The organism is Sphingomonas albertensis (assembly GCF_014358075.1).
Lineage (GTDB): Bacteria > Pseudomonadota > Alphaproteobacteria > Sphingomonadales > Sphingomonadaceae > Sphingomonas > Sphingomonas albertensis.
Map to the genome: position 1 here is coordinate 64,628 of NZ_JACONT010000003.1, position 16,417 is coordinate 81,044.

The following is a 16,417-nucleotide window of genomic DNA, read 5'->3' on the forward strand; positions in this document are numbered from 1 at the left end:
CATGGCTACCCAAGCTGCCGTAGCGGCACCCACCCTCCCCGTCTCGATCGACGACGTCCGCGTCGCGCACGACCGGATCCGCGACTCGATCGTCCGCACGCCGACGCTGATCAGCAAGACGCTGAGCAAGATGACCGGCGCGACGGTGTATCTTAAGTTCGAGAACCTGCAGTTCACCGCGGCGTACAAGGAGCGCGGCGCGCTCAACACGCTGTTGCAGCTGTCGGCCGAAGCGCGCGCCAAGGGCGTCATCGCGGCCTCGGCCGGCAATCACGCGCAGGGCCTCGCCTATCACGCCAACCGCTTGGGCATCCCGACGACCATCGTGATGCCGACCAACACGCCGACCGTGAAGGTCATGCAGACCGAAGGGCACGGCGCCAACGTCGTCCTCCACGGCGAGACGTTCGACGCGGCCTATGCGCACGCCCGCATCCTCGAAGGCGAATGCGGCTTCACCTTCGTCCACCCGTTCGACGACCCCCGCGTCATCGCCGGCCAAGGCACCGTCGCGATCGAGATGCTGGAGGACGTGCCGCAACTCGATACGCTGGTCATCCCGATCGGCGGCGGCGGGCTGATCTCGGGCATGTCGACGGTCGCGCGGGCTTTGAGCGAAGCGCCCGGTGGTCATCCGATCGAGGTCGTCGGCGTGCAGGCCGAGCTGTTCCCGTCGATGTACAACCGCATCAACGGTACCGACATGGCCTGCGCCGGCGACACGCTCGCCGAAGGTATCGCGGTCAAGGAGCCGGGCGCGATCACCGCGAAGATCGTCGCCGAACTGGTCGATGATATCGTATTGGTCAGCGAGCGCAGCCTCGAGGAATCGGTCAGCCTGCTGCTGCAGATCGAAAAGACCGTGGTCGAGGGCGCCGGTGCGGCCGGCCTGGCGGCGCTGTTGTCGCATCCCGAGCGGTTCGCGGGGAAGACCGTCGGTATCGTACTGTGCGGCGGCAATATCGATACGCGGCTGCTCGCCAACGTGCTGTTGCGCGATCTGGCGCGGTCGGGTCGTCTCGCGCGGCTGCGGATCCGGTTGCAGGACAAGCCCGGTGCGCTGTTCCATGTTGCGCGGATCTTCGATCAGGAACGCGTCAACATCATCGAGATCTATCATCAGCGCGTCTTCACCACGCTGCCGGCGAAGGGCCTGATCACGGACATCGAATGCGAACTCCGCGACCGCGCGCATCTCGACCGGCTGGTGGGAGCCTTGCGCGCCGGCGGGTACGAGACGTCGACCGTCGAACTCGCCTGACGTAGCCACGATTATTGCGATAGCGCCGTAATTTACGGCGTTAACGCTCTATCGTGGTAAACCCGCTTTTCAGTAGCGTGCGTTGCGACCATATGTCGAAACCGCGGCTCCCCGCGCCTGCCTGAAGGACATTTGGTTCGGTGACTGCGCCTTTTCGTTTTCCGCGCTTCTTCGTCACGAGCCCGTCCCCGTGCCCGTATCTGCCGGGCCGGCAGGAGCGCAAGGTGTTCACCGAACTGACCGGGCCGCATGCTGGCGAGCTGAACGACGCGCTCGGGCGGATCGGCTTTCGCCGCAGCCAGGGCGTGGCGTATCGCCCGTCCTGCGCGGGCTGCACCGCGTGCGTGTCGGTCCGGATCGTCGCGGGCGAGTTCGTGCCCAACGCGACGCAGCGCAAGCTGCTGCGGCGGCACGGCGATATCGAGATCACGGCCTGCAAGGCCTGGGCGACCGACGAGCAGTTCCAGCTGCTCCGCCGCTATCTCGGCACGCGCCATCCGGGCGGCGGCATGGCGGGCATGGACGAAGACGACTATGCCGACATGATCGAGCATTCGCCGGTCAATTCGCTGATCGTCGAATATCGCGAACCTTCGGTCGATGGCGTGCAGGGAAGGCTGATCGGCGCGTGCCTGACCGACCGACAGGCGGACGGGCTGTCGATGGTCTACAGCTTCTTCGCCGCCGACGATGCGAACCGGCCGGGGCTCGGCAACTTCATCATCCTCGACCACATCCTCCGCGCGCGCGATGCGGGGCTGCCTTTCGTATATCTCGGCTATTGGGTGAAGGGCTCGCCGCGGATGGAATACAAGACGCGGTACCGGCCGCTGGAGGTGTTGGGTCCGGCGGGCTGGCGGCGGCTGACGGAGGCCGATCTGGTGACGCCGCCGGAACGGGTTGCGGCGCTGGTCTGAAGGCGGCGAGCCCGTTCAACCGCGAACTGGTCTGGCGACGTACCACCCCGGCGAAGGCCGGGGCCCAATTGGGAAACGTTGCTAACGGAGGGTAGCGCTTCGTTACGACCACCTTGCCGATTGGGCCCCGGCCTTCGCCGGGGTGGTGATACTATGAGCCGGCGGGCGGCGTCTTGTTCTCCCGCGAAGGCGGGAGCCCAGTCTGGGTCCCCGCCTTCGCGGGGAAACAATGCTGTGAGTCGCGCGCCCGATCCCAAACGCTACCAACCCTGACTGCAATCAGTCCTCGCGCTGGACCACCACGTCGACGTCGAGCTCCTCGCCACCCTCACCTAACCGCGAGCCAGCAACCGGCGCCGCCCCGGCCGCATCGAGCGCCATGGCGACCCGCACGTAATGCTCCTCGGGCGACATCCCCGTGCACGGATCGAACCCGACCCAGCCAAGCCCGTCGACATGCGCCTCCGCCCAGCCATGCGGGGTCGGGAAATGCACCACCTCGAAATCATTGTGATGATAGCCCGACACATAGCGGGCCGGCGCCCCCAGCGACCGTGCAGCGACCGCGAACATCTGCGCCATGTCGCGCGGCGTGGCGCTTTCCTTGCGGAATGCGGCACCCGCGGTGCGCCCCGGCTCGGGACGGCCGGCATCGAACACGAACTTCTGGTGCAACGCACGGTTGAGCCGGTGCAGCGCGCCGATCCGGTCGCGCGCGCCGGCCACCGCATCCGCGGCGAACTCGGCGATCGCCGCATCGGGCGCCGTCGCCTCGGTCGCGCGCAGGAACAACGCGGGCGGCAACGTCTCGTGCACTCCGCGCAGCACGCCATCCGAATGGCTGGTCAGCACCTCGCCCTTGACGGTGATCTCGATCCCGTCGACCGGCCCCTCGGCATACAGCATCGTCACCGCATTGCCGAAGCCGTCGCGTCCCGGCCGCAACCGCGCGTCGCAATCGACGTCGATCCGCCACGACGCCACGGTCTGGTCATGCGTGTTCTCAGGCGTAAGCCGGAGCATCTGGACGAGCCGGCCCTGCGGCTGGGTGAAGCGGTAGATCGTGTGATGATCGATCGACAGCCGCATTATTGGAACTTGAACTGGCGGCCGATCGCGCCGTGGAGCAGCGCATTCTCGGCGATGAAGGCCTGCAGAAACTGGTGCAGTCCCGAGGCGATGACCTCGCCCGATCGCGTCTTGGCCATGCGTGATGCGCGCATTCGTGCCATCCTGTCCGCCTCCCCGTGATTGCCCGTGCGTTTCGCCAGCAGGTTGAGCACGTCGACCGTCTCCTCGACCGATGCTGCCAGACTGCGCGGGAGTTCCGCCCGCGCGAGGAGCAGGTCGATCACGTCGGCCGGGCGCAGCCCGTCATTGTAGAGCCAGCGATAGGCGGTGACCGCGGACACGGTCTGAAGGATCGTCGTCCACTGGTCGCGATCGATCGCCCCGCCGAGCCGTTCGCCCTCGGGCAACAGGATATGGTATTTGACGTCGAGCAGCCGCGCGGTGTTGTCCGCGCGCTCGACCGCCTGGCCAAGCCGGATGAACCACGTCGTCTGGTTGCGCAGCATCCGGTGCACCGCGCCCTCGAACCCGCGCGTCTCGGTCTTCACAGCCTCGACCAGGTTCATCTGGTCGGTCGTGCTGCGCGGCGTCGTCCGGTTCTCGAACAGCAGCCATGCACGGTTGATCGCGGTCCATGCCTCGCGGGTCAGCGCGGTGCGGACGGCCTTGGCGTTGTTGCGCGCCATGTCGACGCAGCGGACGATCGAGCCGGGGTGACTCGAATCGAGCGTCAGAAAGCGTACGACTTCGGTCTGGCTGAGGTTGCCGCCGAGCGTCGCGAACGGCTCCTCGGTTTCGGTGACGGCGAGCGCGGAGGCCCAGGCTGCCTCACCCGCCGGCTGCGAGGAGAGAACGTCGAGACGAACAGTGGCTTCGACGAGTCTTGCGATGAAGTCGGCACGCTCGAAATAGCGGCCGAGCCAGTAGAGCGACGATGCGGTACGCGAGAGCATCAGCTATTCGCTCCCGGCGACGGCAGGATCGTGCCGAGCGTCTGCGACATGCCGCCCATCGTCTGCGTCATCCCGCCCGCTCCCATTCGCTGCGACTGATCCTTCATCAGGACGAAACTGTCCTTGGTCCCGCCGCCCTGGCTGGAGTTGACTACCAGCGAGCCTTCCTTCAGCGCGACGCGGGTAAGACCGCCGGGTACAACCTGCACGCCCTTCGAACCGCTCAGTACGAACGGCCGGAAATCGACGTGGCGTGGGGACAGACCGCCATCGGCCATCGTCGGAACCGTCGACAGCGCCAGCGTCGGCTGCGCGATGTAGCGATGCGGTTCGGCAATCAGCGCGGCGCGGAAATCCTCGATCTCCTGCTTCGACGCGGTCGGGCCGACCAGCATGCCGTAGCCGCCCGAGCCGTCGACCAGCTTGACGACGACGTCTTCGAGATTGTCGAGCACGTACTTCAGCGCCTGCGGTTCGCGGCAGCGCCACGTCTCGACGTTGCGCAGCTTGCACTCGCCGCCAGAGTAGAATTTCACGATGTCGGGCATGTAGCTGTAGATCGCCTTGTCGTCGGCGATGCCGTTGCCCGGCGCGTTCATGATCGCAACGTTGCCGGCCGCATAGGCCGCGATCAGTCCGGGGACGCCGAGCGCCGAGTCCGGACGGAACACGAGCGGATCGAGATAATCGTCGTCGATCCGGCGATAGATCACATCGACCTTCACCCGCCCCGCGATCGTCCGCATCCAGACGATATCGTCGTCGACCACCAGATCGGCCGCCTCGACGAGTTCGATCCCCATAGAATCGGCGAGAAAGCTGTGCTCGTAATAGGCCGAGTTGTAATGGCCCGGGGTCAGCAACACACAGGTGGGGTTAGAGCCCGTGCCGTGCGGCGCGACCGACTTCATCGTCTCCAGCAGCAGGTCGGGATAGCTGTCGACCGCTGCGACGCGGAACTCGCGAAACAGCTCGGGACAGAGCCGCAGCATCGCCTCGCGGTTTTCCAACATGTAGCTTACGCCCGACGGCGTGCGCGCATTGTCCTCTAGCACGAAGAAGTCGTCGGGACCGGTGCGGACCAGATCGATCCCGCAGATATGCGCCCAGACGCCGTGCGGCGGGCGGATGCCGGCGATCTCGGGGCGGAACTGCGCGTTGCCGAGCACGAGGTCCTCGGGAAGGATGCCCTCCTTCAGGATGCGGCGCTCGCCATAGATGTCGTTGAGGAATGCGTTGATCGCCTCGACGCGCTGGACGAGGCCTTCCGAAAGGCGGGTCCATTCGTCGTGGAGGAACACGCGGGGGACGATGTCGAACGGGATGATCCGTTCGGCCGCTTCGTTCTCGCCGTACACCGCGAAGGTGATGCCGAGCTGGCGGAACGTCGTCTCGGCGGCTTCCTGCCGACGGCGCAGCTCGGCGTCGGGCGTCTCCTCGATCCAATGCCCGAGAGCCGCGAGTTCGGGACGAGCGGTCGTATCGCCCGGCGTCCCCATGATTTCGTCGAACGCCTGTTTCCCCATCGGAACGGTCAATTCCCCATCAAGCGTTACAGTTCCATGCTGCAACGCTTCGCTGCGCTGCACAAGTCAAGAATATGACTGACTGACCTGCGGTCTCTGATCCTCCCCCGCCAGGGGGAGGTGGCTGGCGCTTGCCAGTCGGAGGGGGAGGACACGCAACGGCGTTTATCGCCCCCTCCCCCTCCGTCGCCTTCGGCGCCACCTCCCCCTCGGGGGGGGGGGATTGGCAATCAGCCTAAGCGCCCACCCCTTCGAGCAAGCCCGGCGTCAGCACCTGCGGGAGGACGATCGGCTCCGCGGCACCCGGCGCGTAATACAGGTACAACGGCACCCCGGCGCGGTTATGGGCCTGGATGAAACGGCCCATCACCGGGTCGCCGTCGGTCCAGTCGCCAATCAAGGCCGCGACCTTGTGCTTGGCAAACGCGTCGCGAACCCCCGCCGTGTCGATCGCGGCTTTCTCGTTAACCTTGCACGTAAGGCACCAGTCGGCAGTGAAATACACGAACACCGGGCGCTTTTCCGCGCGGAGCGACGCGAGCCGGGCCTCGGTGAACGGTTCGTCGCCGGCGGTGGCGACCTTGGCCGCCGCCGGTGGCGCGCGCGCGATCAGAACCGCGCTGCAGACGAACACCACGGCCAGCGCGACCTGTACCGCGACGCCGAACGACTTGCCCTTGCGCTGGCGGGTGCCACCGACCCAGAGCACCGCGCCGACCGCCAGCACGGCGACCAAGGCCAGCGTCAGCGTATCGACGCCGGTCTGGCGCCCGAGCACCCAGCCGAGCGCGATTGCGGTCAGGAACATCGGCACCGACAGGATGTGGCGGAACGTCTCCATCCAGACGCCGGGCTTCGGCAGCCACCGCCGCCACGACGGAATGAACCCGATCGCGAGGAAGGGCAGCGACAAGCCGATCCCGAGCCCACCGAACACGGCAAGCGCCGCCGGCCACGGCAGCACCAGCGCCGCGCCGAGCGCCGCGCCCATGAACGGCCCGGTGCACGGCGTCGCGATGAAAGCTGCCAGCGCACCGGTCGCAAACGCCCCGCTCGCACCGCTTTCACCGGCAAAGCGCGGCGTCGGCACCTCGAACAGCCCGGCAAGATTGAACGCGATCGCCACGCTCAACAGCAACAGGACGACGATCGCCGCCGGATGCTGCAACTGGAACGCCCAGCCGACCGCCGAGCCGCCTGCGCGCAGGGCCAGGATCGCGGCGCCGAGCCCGAGGCAGACCAGCACGACGCCGGCCGTGTAGGCCAATGCCTCGCCGCGCGCGTCCTTCTCACTTGCACCGCCGCGCGCGAGGCTGAGCGCCTTGAGGCTGAGGATCGGGAACACGCACGGCATGATGTTAAGGATCAGCCCGCCGAGCACCGCGCCGGCCAAGGCGATCAACGCGGTCAGCCAGATGCTTTCGCTGCTCGGCGTGCTCGAACCGCTATCCGCCACGACACCGGGCGTCGCCTTGACGCCCAGCCCCTGCCCGTCGCCGATCCGCAGCACGCCCTCGATCGGTCCGCTAGTCTTCGCGTTGGCCGCGACCTTCGTCTCGATCGTCAGCCGGTCGCCTTCGCGGGTCACTTTCTGCGCAGCGCCGTTCTCGATCACGCCGGTGGTGACCGGGAAAAAATACGCCTTGTCGGCCTTCGCGCTCGCCGGGAACGGAATGGCAATCCGCATCATGCCGTTGCTCGCCGCATAGCTCGCGCCGGAATCGAGCGGCTTGGGGATTGCCTGCCGCCAGCCTGCGAACGCCGTCGCTTGCGATGGTGCGCCGTCGCCGATGGTCAGGTCGAGCGACAACGCCTGCTCCTCGGGCACGCAGATCGTCGCCGAGCACACCAGATAGCTCGTCTTCAACCGGATCGGGAATTTTGCCCCCGCGGCCAGCCCCGCCGGGATCTGGATCGTCACGAGCGGCGCATAGGGCGCTTCGTAGACGTAGTTCATCAGGCCCGCGATCAGCAGCGTGGTCGGCACCGGCCATTCGGGCTCGCCCGCCTTCGCGCCCGCGGGCAGCGTCCAGTCGAACGTCGCCGGAAAACCCGCGTCGCCGGGGTTGCGCCAATAGCCGTGCCAGCCGGTTTCGGGCGTCGTCGCCAGCGCGATCGTCAGTGCCGCGCCGGCCTTGGGGTGATCGCTTTCGGCGACCAGCTTCATCATCAGATGCTGGCTCGAGCCGTTCAGCGATTCCGCAAGCGTGGGCGCACTCGCCAGCCCGCAGACGGCCAGCAAGACCGTCATCAGGACGCAACGTAAACTGCGCATGGCCATCCTTGTTTCGTTCATCGCGCAAAGCCATAGCGGTGACCTTGTCGTATTGCACTTCAAAGCGACGGCCTCGTTCGAGGGACGTCGCTGGCTAAAGGACTGTTCGTGAAAGCACTTATCGCCGCCCTGCTCCTGACCACGGCCGCATCGGTATCCGCCCAGACTTCACCAGCGCCGACAGCCGCGTCGCCTGCCCCGACTCCGACGACCCCGCCAAAACTGATCGTCGCGATCTCAGTCGATCAGTTCGCCGCCGACCTGTTCCAGCAATATCGCAATCATTACACCGGTGGCTTCACCCGGCTGCTGAACGGCGCGGTGTTCCCGAGCGGCTACCAGAGCCACGCCGCGACCGAGACGTGCCCCGGCCATTCGACGATCCTGACCGGCATGCGGCCCGCGCATACCGGCATCATCGCCAACAACTGGGTCGACCAGCGCGCGGGACGGCCCGACAAGATCGTCTATTGCTCGGAGGACGAGCGGGTCACCGGCAGCACGCACGACAGCTACACCGTGTCCGACATGCATCTAAAGGTGCCGACGCTCGGCGAGATGATGAAGGCGCGCGATCCGCGGACGCGCTCGGTGTCGGTCGCGGGGAAGGATCGCGCGGCGGTGATGATGGGCGGCCACAAGGTCGACGAGCTGTGGTGGTGGGACGGCAAGACGTACGTCTCCTATGCGGGGCGCGCGGTGCCGCCGGCGGTGCAGCGCACGCGCGACGCGGTCGCCGCGATGATCGCCAAGCCGCAGGCGGCGCTGCCGCTGCCCGGCTATTGTGCGGGTGTGAACCATCCGATCGTGATCGCGGGCAAGACCTACGGCCAGGGGCGCTTCGAGCGCGAGGCGGGCGATGCAAAGGGGTTCCGCGTGTCGCCGGCCTCGGATGCCGCAGTGTTCGCGATGGCGGCGGCGCTGATCCAGGACATGAAGCTCGGCAAGGGGCAGCAGACCGACATCATCGATATCGGCGCGTCGGCAACCGATTATATCGGCCACACCTACGGCACGCAGGGCTCGGAGATGTGCATCCAGATGGCGCAACTCGACAAGACGCTCGGCGATTTCTTCGCGGTGATGGATGAGACCGGAGTCGATTACGAGGTCGTGCTGACCGCGGATCACGGCGCGCACGACGCGACCGAGCGCCAGCAGCAGCGGGCGATGCCGATGGAGGCGCACATGGACGAGAACGTGCTGGCCAAGCAGGTCGGCACCGCGATCGCCAAGGACATGGGCTTGGCGGGTAGCGTACTGCTCGGGACCGAGGGCGACGTGTATATCGACGATTCGCTGCCGGAAAAGACGCGCGCGAAGGTGCTGGTGGAGGCGCTGCGCCGCTATCGCGCGCTACCGCAGGTCGCGGGGGCGTACTCCGCCGCCGAGATCATGGCGACGCCGATGGCGAAGACTCCGCCCGAGACCTGGACGCTGATCGAACGGGCGCGCGCGTCGTTCTATCCGGAGCGGTCGGGGCAGTTGGTGGTGCTGCTCAAGCCGCGCGTGACGACGATCGTGTCGCCGGCGGGCGGCTATGTCGAGACGCATGGCTCGCCGTGGGATTACGACCGCCGCGTGCCGATCCTGTTCTGGCGCAAGGGCATAAGCGGGTTCGAACAGCCGCTCTCGGTGGAAACGGTGGACATCGTGCCGACACTGGCGGCGACGATCGGGTTGCCAGTGAGCGGGCTGGACGGACGGTGTCTCGATCTCGATCCGGGGGCTGCGAGCACCTGCGCTAACTGAGGTCGGCTAACGCTCACATCAATGTTCTCCCGCGAAGACGGAAGTCCAGTCTAGGCTCCCGCCTTCGCCGGAGAACGATCTCTTGCTCGAGCATGACGCCTTCCCCCCTCGCCCGTCATCCTGCCCCCTCCTGAGTGGCTGTAGATCCTGACTTTCGTCAGGATGGCGTGGTGGTGTCAGCCAATAGCCCCGTCACCGCGTCTCGAACGCCCGCAGCCCGGCCCCAAGCCGGTTCGCGCCGATCGCCAGCTTGTCGTGGCTATAATCCGCGACGAATGCAGGGCTGGTCGTGTCCCCCGGCGACAGCCGCGCATCGTTCGCCTCGATCCGCAACCCGGTAGAGCGATACGTTTTCGCTTCCGCCGCGATAACGATCAGCCCGCTGTGATTCTCCTTGTGCGTGCCCTGCACGAACGTGTTGCGCGCGATCAGGCCGGTGCCGCCATCGGACAGGTCGATCATGTAGTTGGTCTTGCGCCCGCCGGTATCGTCGAAGCTGTTGTCGGTGATCGTCACCGTCGGGCTGCGCAGCTTGACGTAATGCCCGCCGGTGCCTCGCTCGAACCGCGAATTGGTCACCGTCACGCTGCCGTCGTTGGCGAGGTAGATCGCGTGCGAGCAGCCCGGCGACACGTCGCACTGGCCCAGCCCGGAAAAGGTCGAGCGATCGATCGTGATCCGCTTGGTCGTGGGGCCGCCGCCCAATATGCCTTCCTGGCTGTTCAGGAACATCGAGTTCGTCACCGCGAGGTTGCCCATCTCGATCCGGATACCCGCACCGTTGCCGTCGCCCACGCTGTAGCCACGGAAGACGATGCCATCGACTGCCGAGCCCAGCCCACGCAGGACGAACGCCGCCTTGCCCTCGCACGCGACGCTCTCGAAGATCGCGGTGCCCGGCTGCACGGCCTTGAACGTGATATGCCCACCAGCCTGCACCACGCACTGCCGATACGTGCCCGGCGCGATCAGGATCGTCGCCGTCCCTTGCTGGATCGACGACACCGCGTCCTGGAGGGAGCCGAACCCGCGACCGTTGACGGTGAACGGCGCGTTGGTCTGTGCCAGCGACGGTACGGACAGCAGCGCCAGTGCAAGCAACGATCGTTTCATGGTAAATCCCCTCGCGGCCCCGGTGCGTGCGCGCCGCAGGCCCTGTGTCGCTCGCGAATACCATCGCTGCCCGGCGCACCCAACGGTCCCCGGCGTCCTACCTGTCCCGGAATGGCGCAAGGGTGGACGGTCAATCTCGGCACGCCAGGCAAACACGGTCGCGTATTGCCGCGGCTCTCCGCGCGGCATAATACCGCTACCGTAACGAAGCCGGCGGGGGGAACCGACCGTGCGCGGGGGGATGACATGCACGCCATGACGCCGACAGAGGTCTTCCTCCTTGCGATGCTCATCATCTTCACCGTGCCCTATCTGGTGTGGCGGCTGGGGCGGACCGATTACTGGGCGCCGCTAGTGGTGGTGCAGATCATCGGTGGCATCCTGCTCGGGCCGGGCTCGCTCGGCGCGGCGTATCCCGATTATTATGCGACGATCTTCACCCCCGCGACGATGGGATCGCTGAACGGAGTCGCGTGGTGGGCGGTGATGATGTTCGTCTGGGTCGCGGGGATCGAACTCGACCTCGGCGAGGCCTGGAAGCGGCGGGGCGAAACCGGCGTGACGGCGGGACTCGCGCTCGCGGTGCCGCTGATCACCGGCAGCATCGCGGCAGCGCTGATGCTGCGTTACCCCGGCTGGCGCGGACCGGACGGCGCGACGTGGCAAGTGGTGCTCGGCATCGGCATGGCCTGCGCCGTCACCGCCCTCCCCATCCTTGTTCTGTTCCTCGAAAAGCTCGACGTGCTGCGCCAGCCGATCGGCCAGCGTATCCTGCGCTATGCCAGCCTCGACGACATCGCGATCTGGGGTGTGCTCGCGTTGATCCTGCTCGACTGGGAGCGCGTCGGCCGACAGGGCGGCTTCCTGGTTGGGTTCGCGGTGGCAACGTTGCTGGTTCGCAAGCTGATGGGGATGATCGAGGAGCGCGATCGCTGGTATGTCAGCCTGATCTGGCTGGCCGGATGCGGGTTCGCGGCAGATTGGGCGGGGCTGCACTTCATGGTCGGCGCGTTCCTGTCGGGCGCGGTGCTCGATTCGAAATGGTTCACGACCGCCAGAATGGACCAGTTCCGCCACTTCGTGCTGCTCGCGGTGATGCCGGTGTTCTTCCTGTCGACGGGGTTGAAGACGCAGTGGGCGGTCGGTGGCTTTGCGGTGTTCGGCGCGGCGGCGCTGCTGCTGGTCGCCTCGGTCGGCGGCAAGCTGGCGGGGGTTCACGCAGCCGGTCGGATCCTGAAATGGCGTCCGGGCGAGGCGTCGGCGATCGGCTGGCTGCTCCAGACCAAGGCGCTGATCATGATCATCTTCGTCAACATCCTGCTGGATAAGAAGATCATCACCAACGAGACGTTCACCGCGCTGCTGCTGATGGCGCTGGCGAGCACGATGCTGACGGTGCCGATGGTTGCGCCGAAGTTGAAGAAGCTGGCAGGGCTGGTCGGGAAGAGTGCCTGACGCTGAACGACGGCACATCTTCTTCCCCCTCCCTTCCAGGGAGGGGGAAGCAGTCGCGGGGTTAGGCGCCCGCGTTGAGCAGGTCGTGGCGTTTCAGGGCGTGGCGGAGTTGGTCGTAACTTAGCCCTAGCGCTTCGGCAGTGGCGCGCTGGTTGAAGCGGTGTTCCGATAGCGCGCGCGAGAGCAGGTCGCGTTCGAAGCGGGATACGCGGGACTTGAAGTCCGAGGGGCCCTCCTCGCAGGCGACGACCGGGTCCTCGCCGTCTTCCGGTTCGGCTGAACGCGGAGCCACAACCATAGGCTTCGGCGCAGTCGACGCCCCCGGCCGGTGCGGCGACTGGAACGGGTCGATCTCGATCGCATCGATCGGCCCGGCCTGTTCCCAGCGATACACCGCGCGCTCGACGACGTTGCGCAACTCACGCACGTTGCCCGGCCAGCGATACGCGATCAGCGCGTCCATCGCCGCGGGGCCGAACCCCTCCCAGCGCTCGCGTCCAAGCTCCGAAGCCATGCGCCGCCCGAAATGCTCGGCGAGCACCACCACGTCCCCGGTCCTCGCGCGTAGAGGCGGCAAGGTGACGACCTCGAACGACAACCGGTCAAGCAGATCGGCGCGGAACTCGTGCCGGTCGACCTTGTCGGGGAGATGCTCGTTGGTCGCGGCGACGATCCGCACGTCGACACGCATGGGCCGCGACGAGCCGATCCGGGTGATCTCGCCGTACTCGACCGCGCGCAGCAGGCGGTCCTGCGCCGCCATCGACAGCGTGCCTAGCTCGTCGAGGAACAAAGTCCCCCCATCTGCCTCCTCGAACCGCCCTACCCGCGCCTTGGTTGCACCGGTGAACGCGCCCGCCTCATGCCCGAACAATTCCGCTTCGATCAGCGTCTCGGGCAACGCCGCGCAGTTCATGATGACCAAAGGCTGGTCCCACCGCGGCGACAGGCGATGCAGGCGCTCGGCGACGAGTTCCTTGCCCGTACCACGCTCGCCGATCACCAGCACAGGTCGGTCCAAGGCCGCCGCCCGCGACGCGCGCTCCAGCGCCGCCATGAACGTGCCGGACTCGCCGATGACCTGTGTGGTTCGCTCCATGGCGAAGATGTGGCGCGAATTCCTAACTCTTGGCAAGCTTACGGGCGGCACCCAACACGCAAAATCGCTCAAACCCCTGCAATTCGGCCATTTTCAAAACTGGCACGACAGATGCAGTGCTTGAGGCAACCGCCGAATAGCGGAACCAACCAACCTCAAAGGGGACCCACCATGTTCAACACCAACATCGCCCGCACCGTCGCCGCCACCCTCTGCACCATCGTCGTCAGCGCGACCTGCGTGCTCGGCGCGGTCGGTCCGGCAATCGCAACCAACGCAACGCCCATCGCGGTCCATACCGCAATCGTGGCATAAGACCCCGACGGCTCCCCGAGAGCCTCGGGCCGACCCCTGGAGTAGGATTTACATGGGCATCTTTTCCCGCACCCGCGACATCGTCGCCGCCAACTTCGCCGATCTCATCGAGAAGGCCGAAGATCCGTCGAAGATGATCCGCATGATCATCCTCGAGATGGAGGAGACGCTGGTCGAGGTTCGAGCCTCCGCCGCGCGCACCATCGCCGACCAGAAGGAGATGCGCCGCCATATCTCGAAGCTGGAGCAGCTCCAGGACAATTGGACCGAGAAGGCCGAACTGGCGCTGAGCAAGGACCGCGAGGACCTCGCCAAGGCCGCGCTCGTGGAACGCCAGAAGGCGTTCGACATGGCCGAGCAGCTCAAGGCCGAGGTCGGCGTGCTCGACGATGCGCTCCGCGCGTCGGAAGAGGACATCGCCAAGCTCCAGACCAAGCTGCGCGAGGCGCGCACCAAGCAGAACGCGGTGCAGACCCGGCTGGAAAGCGCGAACAACCGCACCCGGCTTCGGGAAATGTACAACGGCCCGAAGACGCACGAGGCGTTCAGCCGCTTCGAGATCCTCGACCGCCGCGTCGACGAGGCCGAGGGCCGCGCGGATGCGATGGGGCTCGGCGTCGTCAAGACGCTCGAAGAGGAAATCGCCGAGCTGCGCAGCGACGACAAGGTCAACGCCCAGCTCGCCGCGCTCAAGGCGCGCATGAAGAAGGACGATTGAGATGGATGACCTGACCCCCGTTCTCGTCTGCGCGGTACTGTTCATCGGCCTGCCGTGGGTGATCCTGCACTACATCACCAAGTGGAAGCAGGCGCCGCGGATAACCGAGGAAGACGAGAAGCTGCTCGACGAGATGCAGATGCTCGCCCGCCGCCTCGAAGACCGCGTGATGACCGTCGAACGGATCATCGCCGCCGACAATCCGGACTGGAAGCCGGGCCTCGGCACCACGCAATCGCCGTATCTGTCGGACCAGCAATCCGACCGCACTTCTGATCGGAGGAACTGAAATGTCCGGCAGCCGCACGCAGTTTTACCTCGATAAGCAGAATGCCAAGTGGAAGGGCGTCTGCGCCGGGATCTCCGATTATACCGGGATCGACGTGCTCTTCGTCCGCGTCGCGATGGTCGTGCTCACGCTCGCCGGCGGCTTTCCTTGGACGCTGCTCGCCTATTGGCTGGTCGCCTGGATGGGGCACGCCAAGCCAATCGGGCTGTACGAGACGCCCGACGACGCGAAGTTCTGGCAGGGTGTCCGCTCGAACCCGAAGCGCTCGACCGCCGAGGTCCGGAGCAAGTTCCGCGACATCGACCGCCGCCTCGCCGACATCGAGACGCATTACACCAGCCGCAATAGCACCAGCCTTGCGGCAGAGATCGACAGCCTGCGCTGAGACGCGGCGTCGATGAAAAAGGGGGAAAGACCATGCCACCGGAAGTTGGATTTATACTGGGCACGATGTTTGGTACGTTCGCCACATTGATGATCCAAGCATTCGGTCGCCGCAAGGCGCGGATCGCGGTCAAGGCCGCCAACCTGGACGCGGAACGCAGCATCAAGCTGCTCGACAGCGAGAACGAACGGCGCACCGGCCAGATCGACCGCTTGCAGGAGCGAATCCAGACCCTCGAACGGATCACGACCGATCCCGCCGAGCGCACCGCACGCGAAATCGAGGCGCTTCGCCTCCAGCCGAACTAAGGAGATACTGATATGGGATGGGGTGGACCTGGGTTCGTGCTCGCGATCATCGCGATCACGACTATCGGATGGATCGCGAACAACTGGATCCGTACCAAGCACGGCTACCCGCCGAGCGACGACTGGGGCAACACCATGAACTGGGGTGGCTCGCAGAAGCAGGACCCGGCGGGCGAGCGAAAGGTCGAACTGCTCAGCAGCGAGAACGAGCGACTGACCGGGCAGGTTTCCCGTCTCGAGGAACGGATTGCGGTCCTCGAACGCATCGCCACCGATCCCGCCGAGCGCACCGCCCGCGAGATCGACGCCCTCCGCGACCGCTGAGCCGTCGCCCGAACGCTATCACAGGAGACAAGATCATGAATGGTGGACAGGTAATGGTCGTGATGATCGTCCTGATCGTGATGATCGCCGGCATCGTCAAATCGCGGCACAAGAGCGCGCGACATGCAGAAGGCGCTTCGCTGATGAACGACCCCGAGGCGGCGCGGCTGCGCGACGAAGTGCAGCAGATGAAGGAGCGCATCCAGGTGCTGGAGCGCGTGATCACCGACAACCACAAGAGCGTCGATCTCGACCGAGAGATCGAGCGGCTCCGCGACCGCTAAGAGGAGGCGGACATGATCGAACCCAACGTCTATATCATCCTGGCGCTGGCGAGCCTTGCGGGGCTGGCGATGATCGTCGCCGGCGGGCTGGCGGGATGGCGCGGCTGGCTCTCGCTGCGGCGGATGGAGCTGGGCCAGATGCACGACGGCGGCATGCCGGTCGCGGTATCGACCGGATCGCGGATCGAGATCGCCGACCTCAAGGAGCGCATCAAGAAGCTCGAGGCGATCGCCGCCGGGGTGGATTTGTAAGGCCTTAACCGTTGAAAAGAACCACCCCGGCGGAGGCCGGGGCCCAATTGGGGCACGGTTATGACGAAGTTAGCCCGTCATTATACCCACCTCTCCAATTGGGCCCCGGCCTTCGCCGGG

General features: G+C 66.1%; 18 protein-coding genes. 12 read left to right on the top strand and 6 right to left on the bottom strand.

The annotated features are described in order from the left end of the window. The first annotated feature begins 1 nt into the window (after position 1). Together H8S47_RS02505 and H8S47_RS02510 are read left to right on the top strand one after the other, a co-directional pair. Entirely contained in the window at positions 2 to 1,261 is a 1,260-nt protein-coding gene (locus tag H8S47_RS02505) for a threonine ammonia-lyase (protein WP_187502354.1), read from the top strand. 140 nt (positions 1,262 to 1,401) lie between these two features. Next, entirely contained in the window at positions 1,402 to 2,178 is a 777-nt protein-coding gene (locus tag H8S47_RS02510) for an arginyltransferase (protein WP_187502355.1), read from the top strand. Positions 2,179 to 2,457: 279 nt separating this feature from the next. Here the strand turns inward: H8S47_RS02510 and H8S47_RS02515 are convergent, their stop codons facing one another. From H8S47_RS02515 to H8S47_RS02530, 4 genes are all read right to left on the bottom strand, one after another. After that, entirely contained in the window at positions 2,458 to 3,267 is an 810-nt protein-coding gene (locus tag H8S47_RS02515; protein ID WP_187502356.1) for a transglutaminase family protein, read from the bottom strand. Further along, positions 3,267 to 4,202, bottom strand: a complete 936-nt coding sequence (locus H8S47_RS02520; RefSeq protein WP_187502357.1) for an alpha-E domain-containing protein — start codon at positions 4,200 to 4,202, stop codon at positions 3,267 to 3,269. Before H8S47_RS02520 ends, H8S47_RS02515 begins: the two co-directional genes overlap by 1 nt. Beyond that, positions 4,202 to 5,728, bottom strand: a complete 1,527-nt coding sequence (locus H8S47_RS02525; RefSeq protein ID WP_187502436.1) for a circularly permuted type 2 ATP-grasp protein — start codon at positions 5,726 to 5,728, stop codon at positions 4,202 to 4,204. Before H8S47_RS02525 ends, H8S47_RS02520 begins: the two co-directional genes overlap by 1 nt. 235 nt (positions 5,729 to 5,963) lie before the next feature. Further along, the gene (locus H8S47_RS02530) at positions 5,964 to 8,003 is read right to left on the bottom strand and encodes a protein-disulfide reductase DsbD family protein (protein ID WP_187502358.1); all 2,040 of its coding nucleotides are present in this window, start codon (positions 8,001 to 8,003) and stop codon (positions 5,964 to 5,966) included. 108 nt (positions 8,004 to 8,111) lie between these two features. Here H8S47_RS02530 and H8S47_RS02535 point away from each other — a divergent pair, with 108 nt between their 5' ends. Beyond that, positions 8,112 to 9,755 carry an alkaline phosphatase family protein gene (locus tag H8S47_RS02535; protein ID WP_187502359.1) on the top strand — a complete coding sequence of 548 codons (1,644 nt, stop codon included), beginning with the start codon at positions 8,112 to 8,114 and terminating at the stop codon, positions 9,753 to 9,755. 192 nt (positions 9,756 to 9,947) lie between these two features. Here H8S47_RS02535 and H8S47_RS02540 read toward each other — a convergent pair whose 3' ends face one another. Continuing rightward, the gene (locus tag H8S47_RS02540; protein ID WP_187502360.1) at positions 9,948 to 10,868 is read right to left on the bottom strand and encodes a right-handed parallel beta-helix repeat-containing protein; all 921 of its coding nucleotides are present in this window, start codon (positions 10,866 to 10,868) and stop codon (positions 9,948 to 9,950) included. A gap of 246 nt (positions 10,869 to 11,114) precedes the next feature. Between H8S47_RS02540 and H8S47_RS02545 the strand changes: the two genes are divergently transcribed. Continuing rightward, entirely contained in the window at positions 11,115 to 12,323 is a 1,209-nt protein-coding gene (locus H8S47_RS02545) for a cation:proton antiporter (protein WP_187502361.1), read from the top strand. Positions 12,324 to 12,384: 61 nt separating this feature from the next. On the opposite strand, the gene pspF is transcribed toward H8S47_RS02545, so the two are convergent. Then, complete coding sequence (gene pspF, locus H8S47_RS02550; protein ID WP_187502362.1) at positions 12,385 to 13,422, bottom strand: phage shock protein operon transcriptional activator; 1,038 nt, start codon at positions 13,420 to 13,422, stop codon at positions 12,385 to 12,387. Positions 13,423 to 13,593: 171 nt separating this feature from the next. Between pspF and H8S47_RS02555 the strand changes: the two genes are divergently transcribed. The 8 genes from H8S47_RS02555 (at position 13,594) to H8S47_RS02590 (ending at position 16,297) form a co-directional block, all read left to right on the top strand. Further along, on the top strand, positions 13,594 to 13,737 hold the full coding sequence (locus tag H8S47_RS02555) for a hypothetical protein (RefSeq protein ID WP_181321087.1): 144 nt from the start codon (positions 13,594 to 13,596) through the stop codon (positions 13,735 to 13,737). Positions 13,738 to 13,789: 52 nt separating this feature from the next. Beyond that, on the top strand, positions 13,790 to 14,455 hold the full coding sequence (gene pspA / locus H8S47_RS02560; RefSeq protein WP_187502363.1) for a phage shock protein PspA: 666 nt from the start codon (positions 13,790 to 13,792) through the stop codon (positions 14,453 to 14,455). 1 nt (position 14,456) lies between these two features. Continuing rightward, entirely contained in the window at positions 14,457 to 14,744 is a 288-nt protein-coding gene (gene pspB / locus H8S47_RS02565; protein ID WP_187502364.1) for an envelope stress response membrane protein PspB, read from the top strand. A gap of 1 nt (position 14,745) precedes the next feature. Continuing rightward, positions 14,746 to 15,129 (top strand): envelope stress response membrane protein PspC, encoded by a 384-nt coding sequence (gene pspC, locus H8S47_RS02570; RefSeq protein ID WP_187502365.1) that lies wholly within the window; start codon positions 14,746 to 14,748, stop codon positions 15,127 to 15,129. Positions 15,130 to 15,218: 89 nt separating this feature from the next. Beyond that, complete coding sequence (locus H8S47_RS02575; RefSeq protein ID WP_235982562.1) at positions 15,219 to 15,437, top strand: hypothetical protein; 219 nt, start codon at positions 15,219 to 15,221, stop codon at positions 15,435 to 15,437. A 12-nt stretch (positions 15,438 to 15,449) separates the two neighbouring features. Beyond that, on the top strand, positions 15,450 to 15,761 hold the full coding sequence (locus H8S47_RS02580; protein WP_187502366.1) for a bZIP transcription factor: 312 nt from the start codon (positions 15,450 to 15,452) through the stop codon (positions 15,759 to 15,761). 35 nt (positions 15,762 to 15,796) lie between these two features. After that, on the top strand, positions 15,797 to 16,045 hold the full coding sequence (locus H8S47_RS02585) for a hypothetical protein (RefSeq protein ID WP_187502367.1): 249 nt from the start codon (positions 15,797 to 15,799) through the stop codon (positions 16,043 to 16,045). A 12-nt stretch (positions 16,046 to 16,057) separates the two neighbouring features. Continuing rightward, positions 16,058 to 16,297, top strand: a complete 240-nt coding sequence (locus tag H8S47_RS02590; RefSeq protein ID WP_187502368.1) for a hypothetical protein — start codon at positions 16,058 to 16,060, stop codon at positions 16,295 to 16,297. The last annotated feature ends 120 nt before the right edge of the window (positions 16,298 to 16,417 follow it).

What these genes read in the sequence shown, in the direction of transcription:
- H8S47_RS02505 (WP_187502354.1), top strand. Translation starts at nt 2, where the DNA reads ATGGCTACCCAAGCTGCCGTAGCGGCACCCACCCTCCCCGTCTCGATC.
- H8S47_RS02515 (WP_187502356.1), bottom strand. Translation starts at nt 3,267, where the DNA reads ATGCGGCTGTCGATCGATCATCACACGATCTACCGCTTCACCCAGCCG.
- H8S47_RS02520 (WP_187502357.1), bottom strand. Translation starts at nt 4,202, where the DNA reads ATGCTCTCGCGTACCGCATCGTCGCTCTACTGGCTCGGCCGCTATTTC.
- H8S47_RS02525 (WP_187502436.1), bottom strand. Translation starts at nt 5,728, where the DNA reads ATGGGGAAACAGGCGTTCGACGAAATCATGGGGACGCCGGGCGATACG.
- H8S47_RS02530 (WP_187502358.1), bottom strand. Translation starts at nt 8,003, where the DNA reads ATGCGCAGTTTACGTTGCGTCCTGATGACGGTCTTGCTGGCCGTCTGC.
- H8S47_RS02540 (WP_187502360.1), bottom strand. Translation starts at nt 10,868, where the DNA reads ATGAAACGATCGTTGCTTGCACTGGCGCTGCTGTCCGTACCGTCGCTG.
- H8S47_RS02545 (WP_187502361.1), top strand. Translation starts at nt 11,115, where the DNA reads ATGCACGCCATGACGCCGACAGAGGTCTTCCTCCTTGCGATGCTCATC.
- pspF (WP_187502362.1), bottom strand. Translation starts at nt 13,422, where the DNA reads ATGGAGCGAACCACACAGGTCATCGGCGAGTCCGGCACGTTCATGGCG.
- H8S47_RS02555 (WP_181321087.1), top strand. Translation starts at nt 13,594, where the DNA reads ATGTTCAACACCAACATCGCCCGCACCGTCGCCGCCACCCTCTGCACC.
- pspA (WP_187502363.1), top strand. Translation starts at nt 13,790, where the DNA reads ATGGGCATCTTTTCCCGCACCCGCGACATCGTCGCCGCCAACTTCGCC.
- pspB (WP_187502364.1), top strand. Translation starts at nt 14,457, where the DNA reads ATGGATGACCTGACCCCCGTTCTCGTCTGCGCGGTACTGTTCATCGGC.
- pspC (WP_187502365.1), top strand. Translation starts at nt 14,746, where the DNA reads ATGTCCGGCAGCCGCACGCAGTTTTACCTCGATAAGCAGAATGCCAAG.
- H8S47_RS02575 (WP_235982562.1), top strand. Translation starts at nt 15,219, where the DNA reads ATGATCCAAGCATTCGGTCGCCGCAAGGCGCGGATCGCGGTCAAGGCC.
- H8S47_RS02580 (WP_187502366.1), top strand. Translation starts at nt 15,450, where the DNA reads ATGGGATGGGGTGGACCTGGGTTCGTGCTCGCGATCATCGCGATCACG.
- H8S47_RS02585 (WP_187502367.1), top strand. Translation starts at nt 15,797, where the DNA reads ATGAATGGTGGACAGGTAATGGTCGTGATGATCGTCCTGATCGTGATG.
- H8S47_RS02590 (WP_187502368.1), top strand. Translation starts at nt 16,058, where the DNA reads ATGATCGAACCCAACGTCTATATCATCCTGGCGCTGGCGAGCCTTGCG.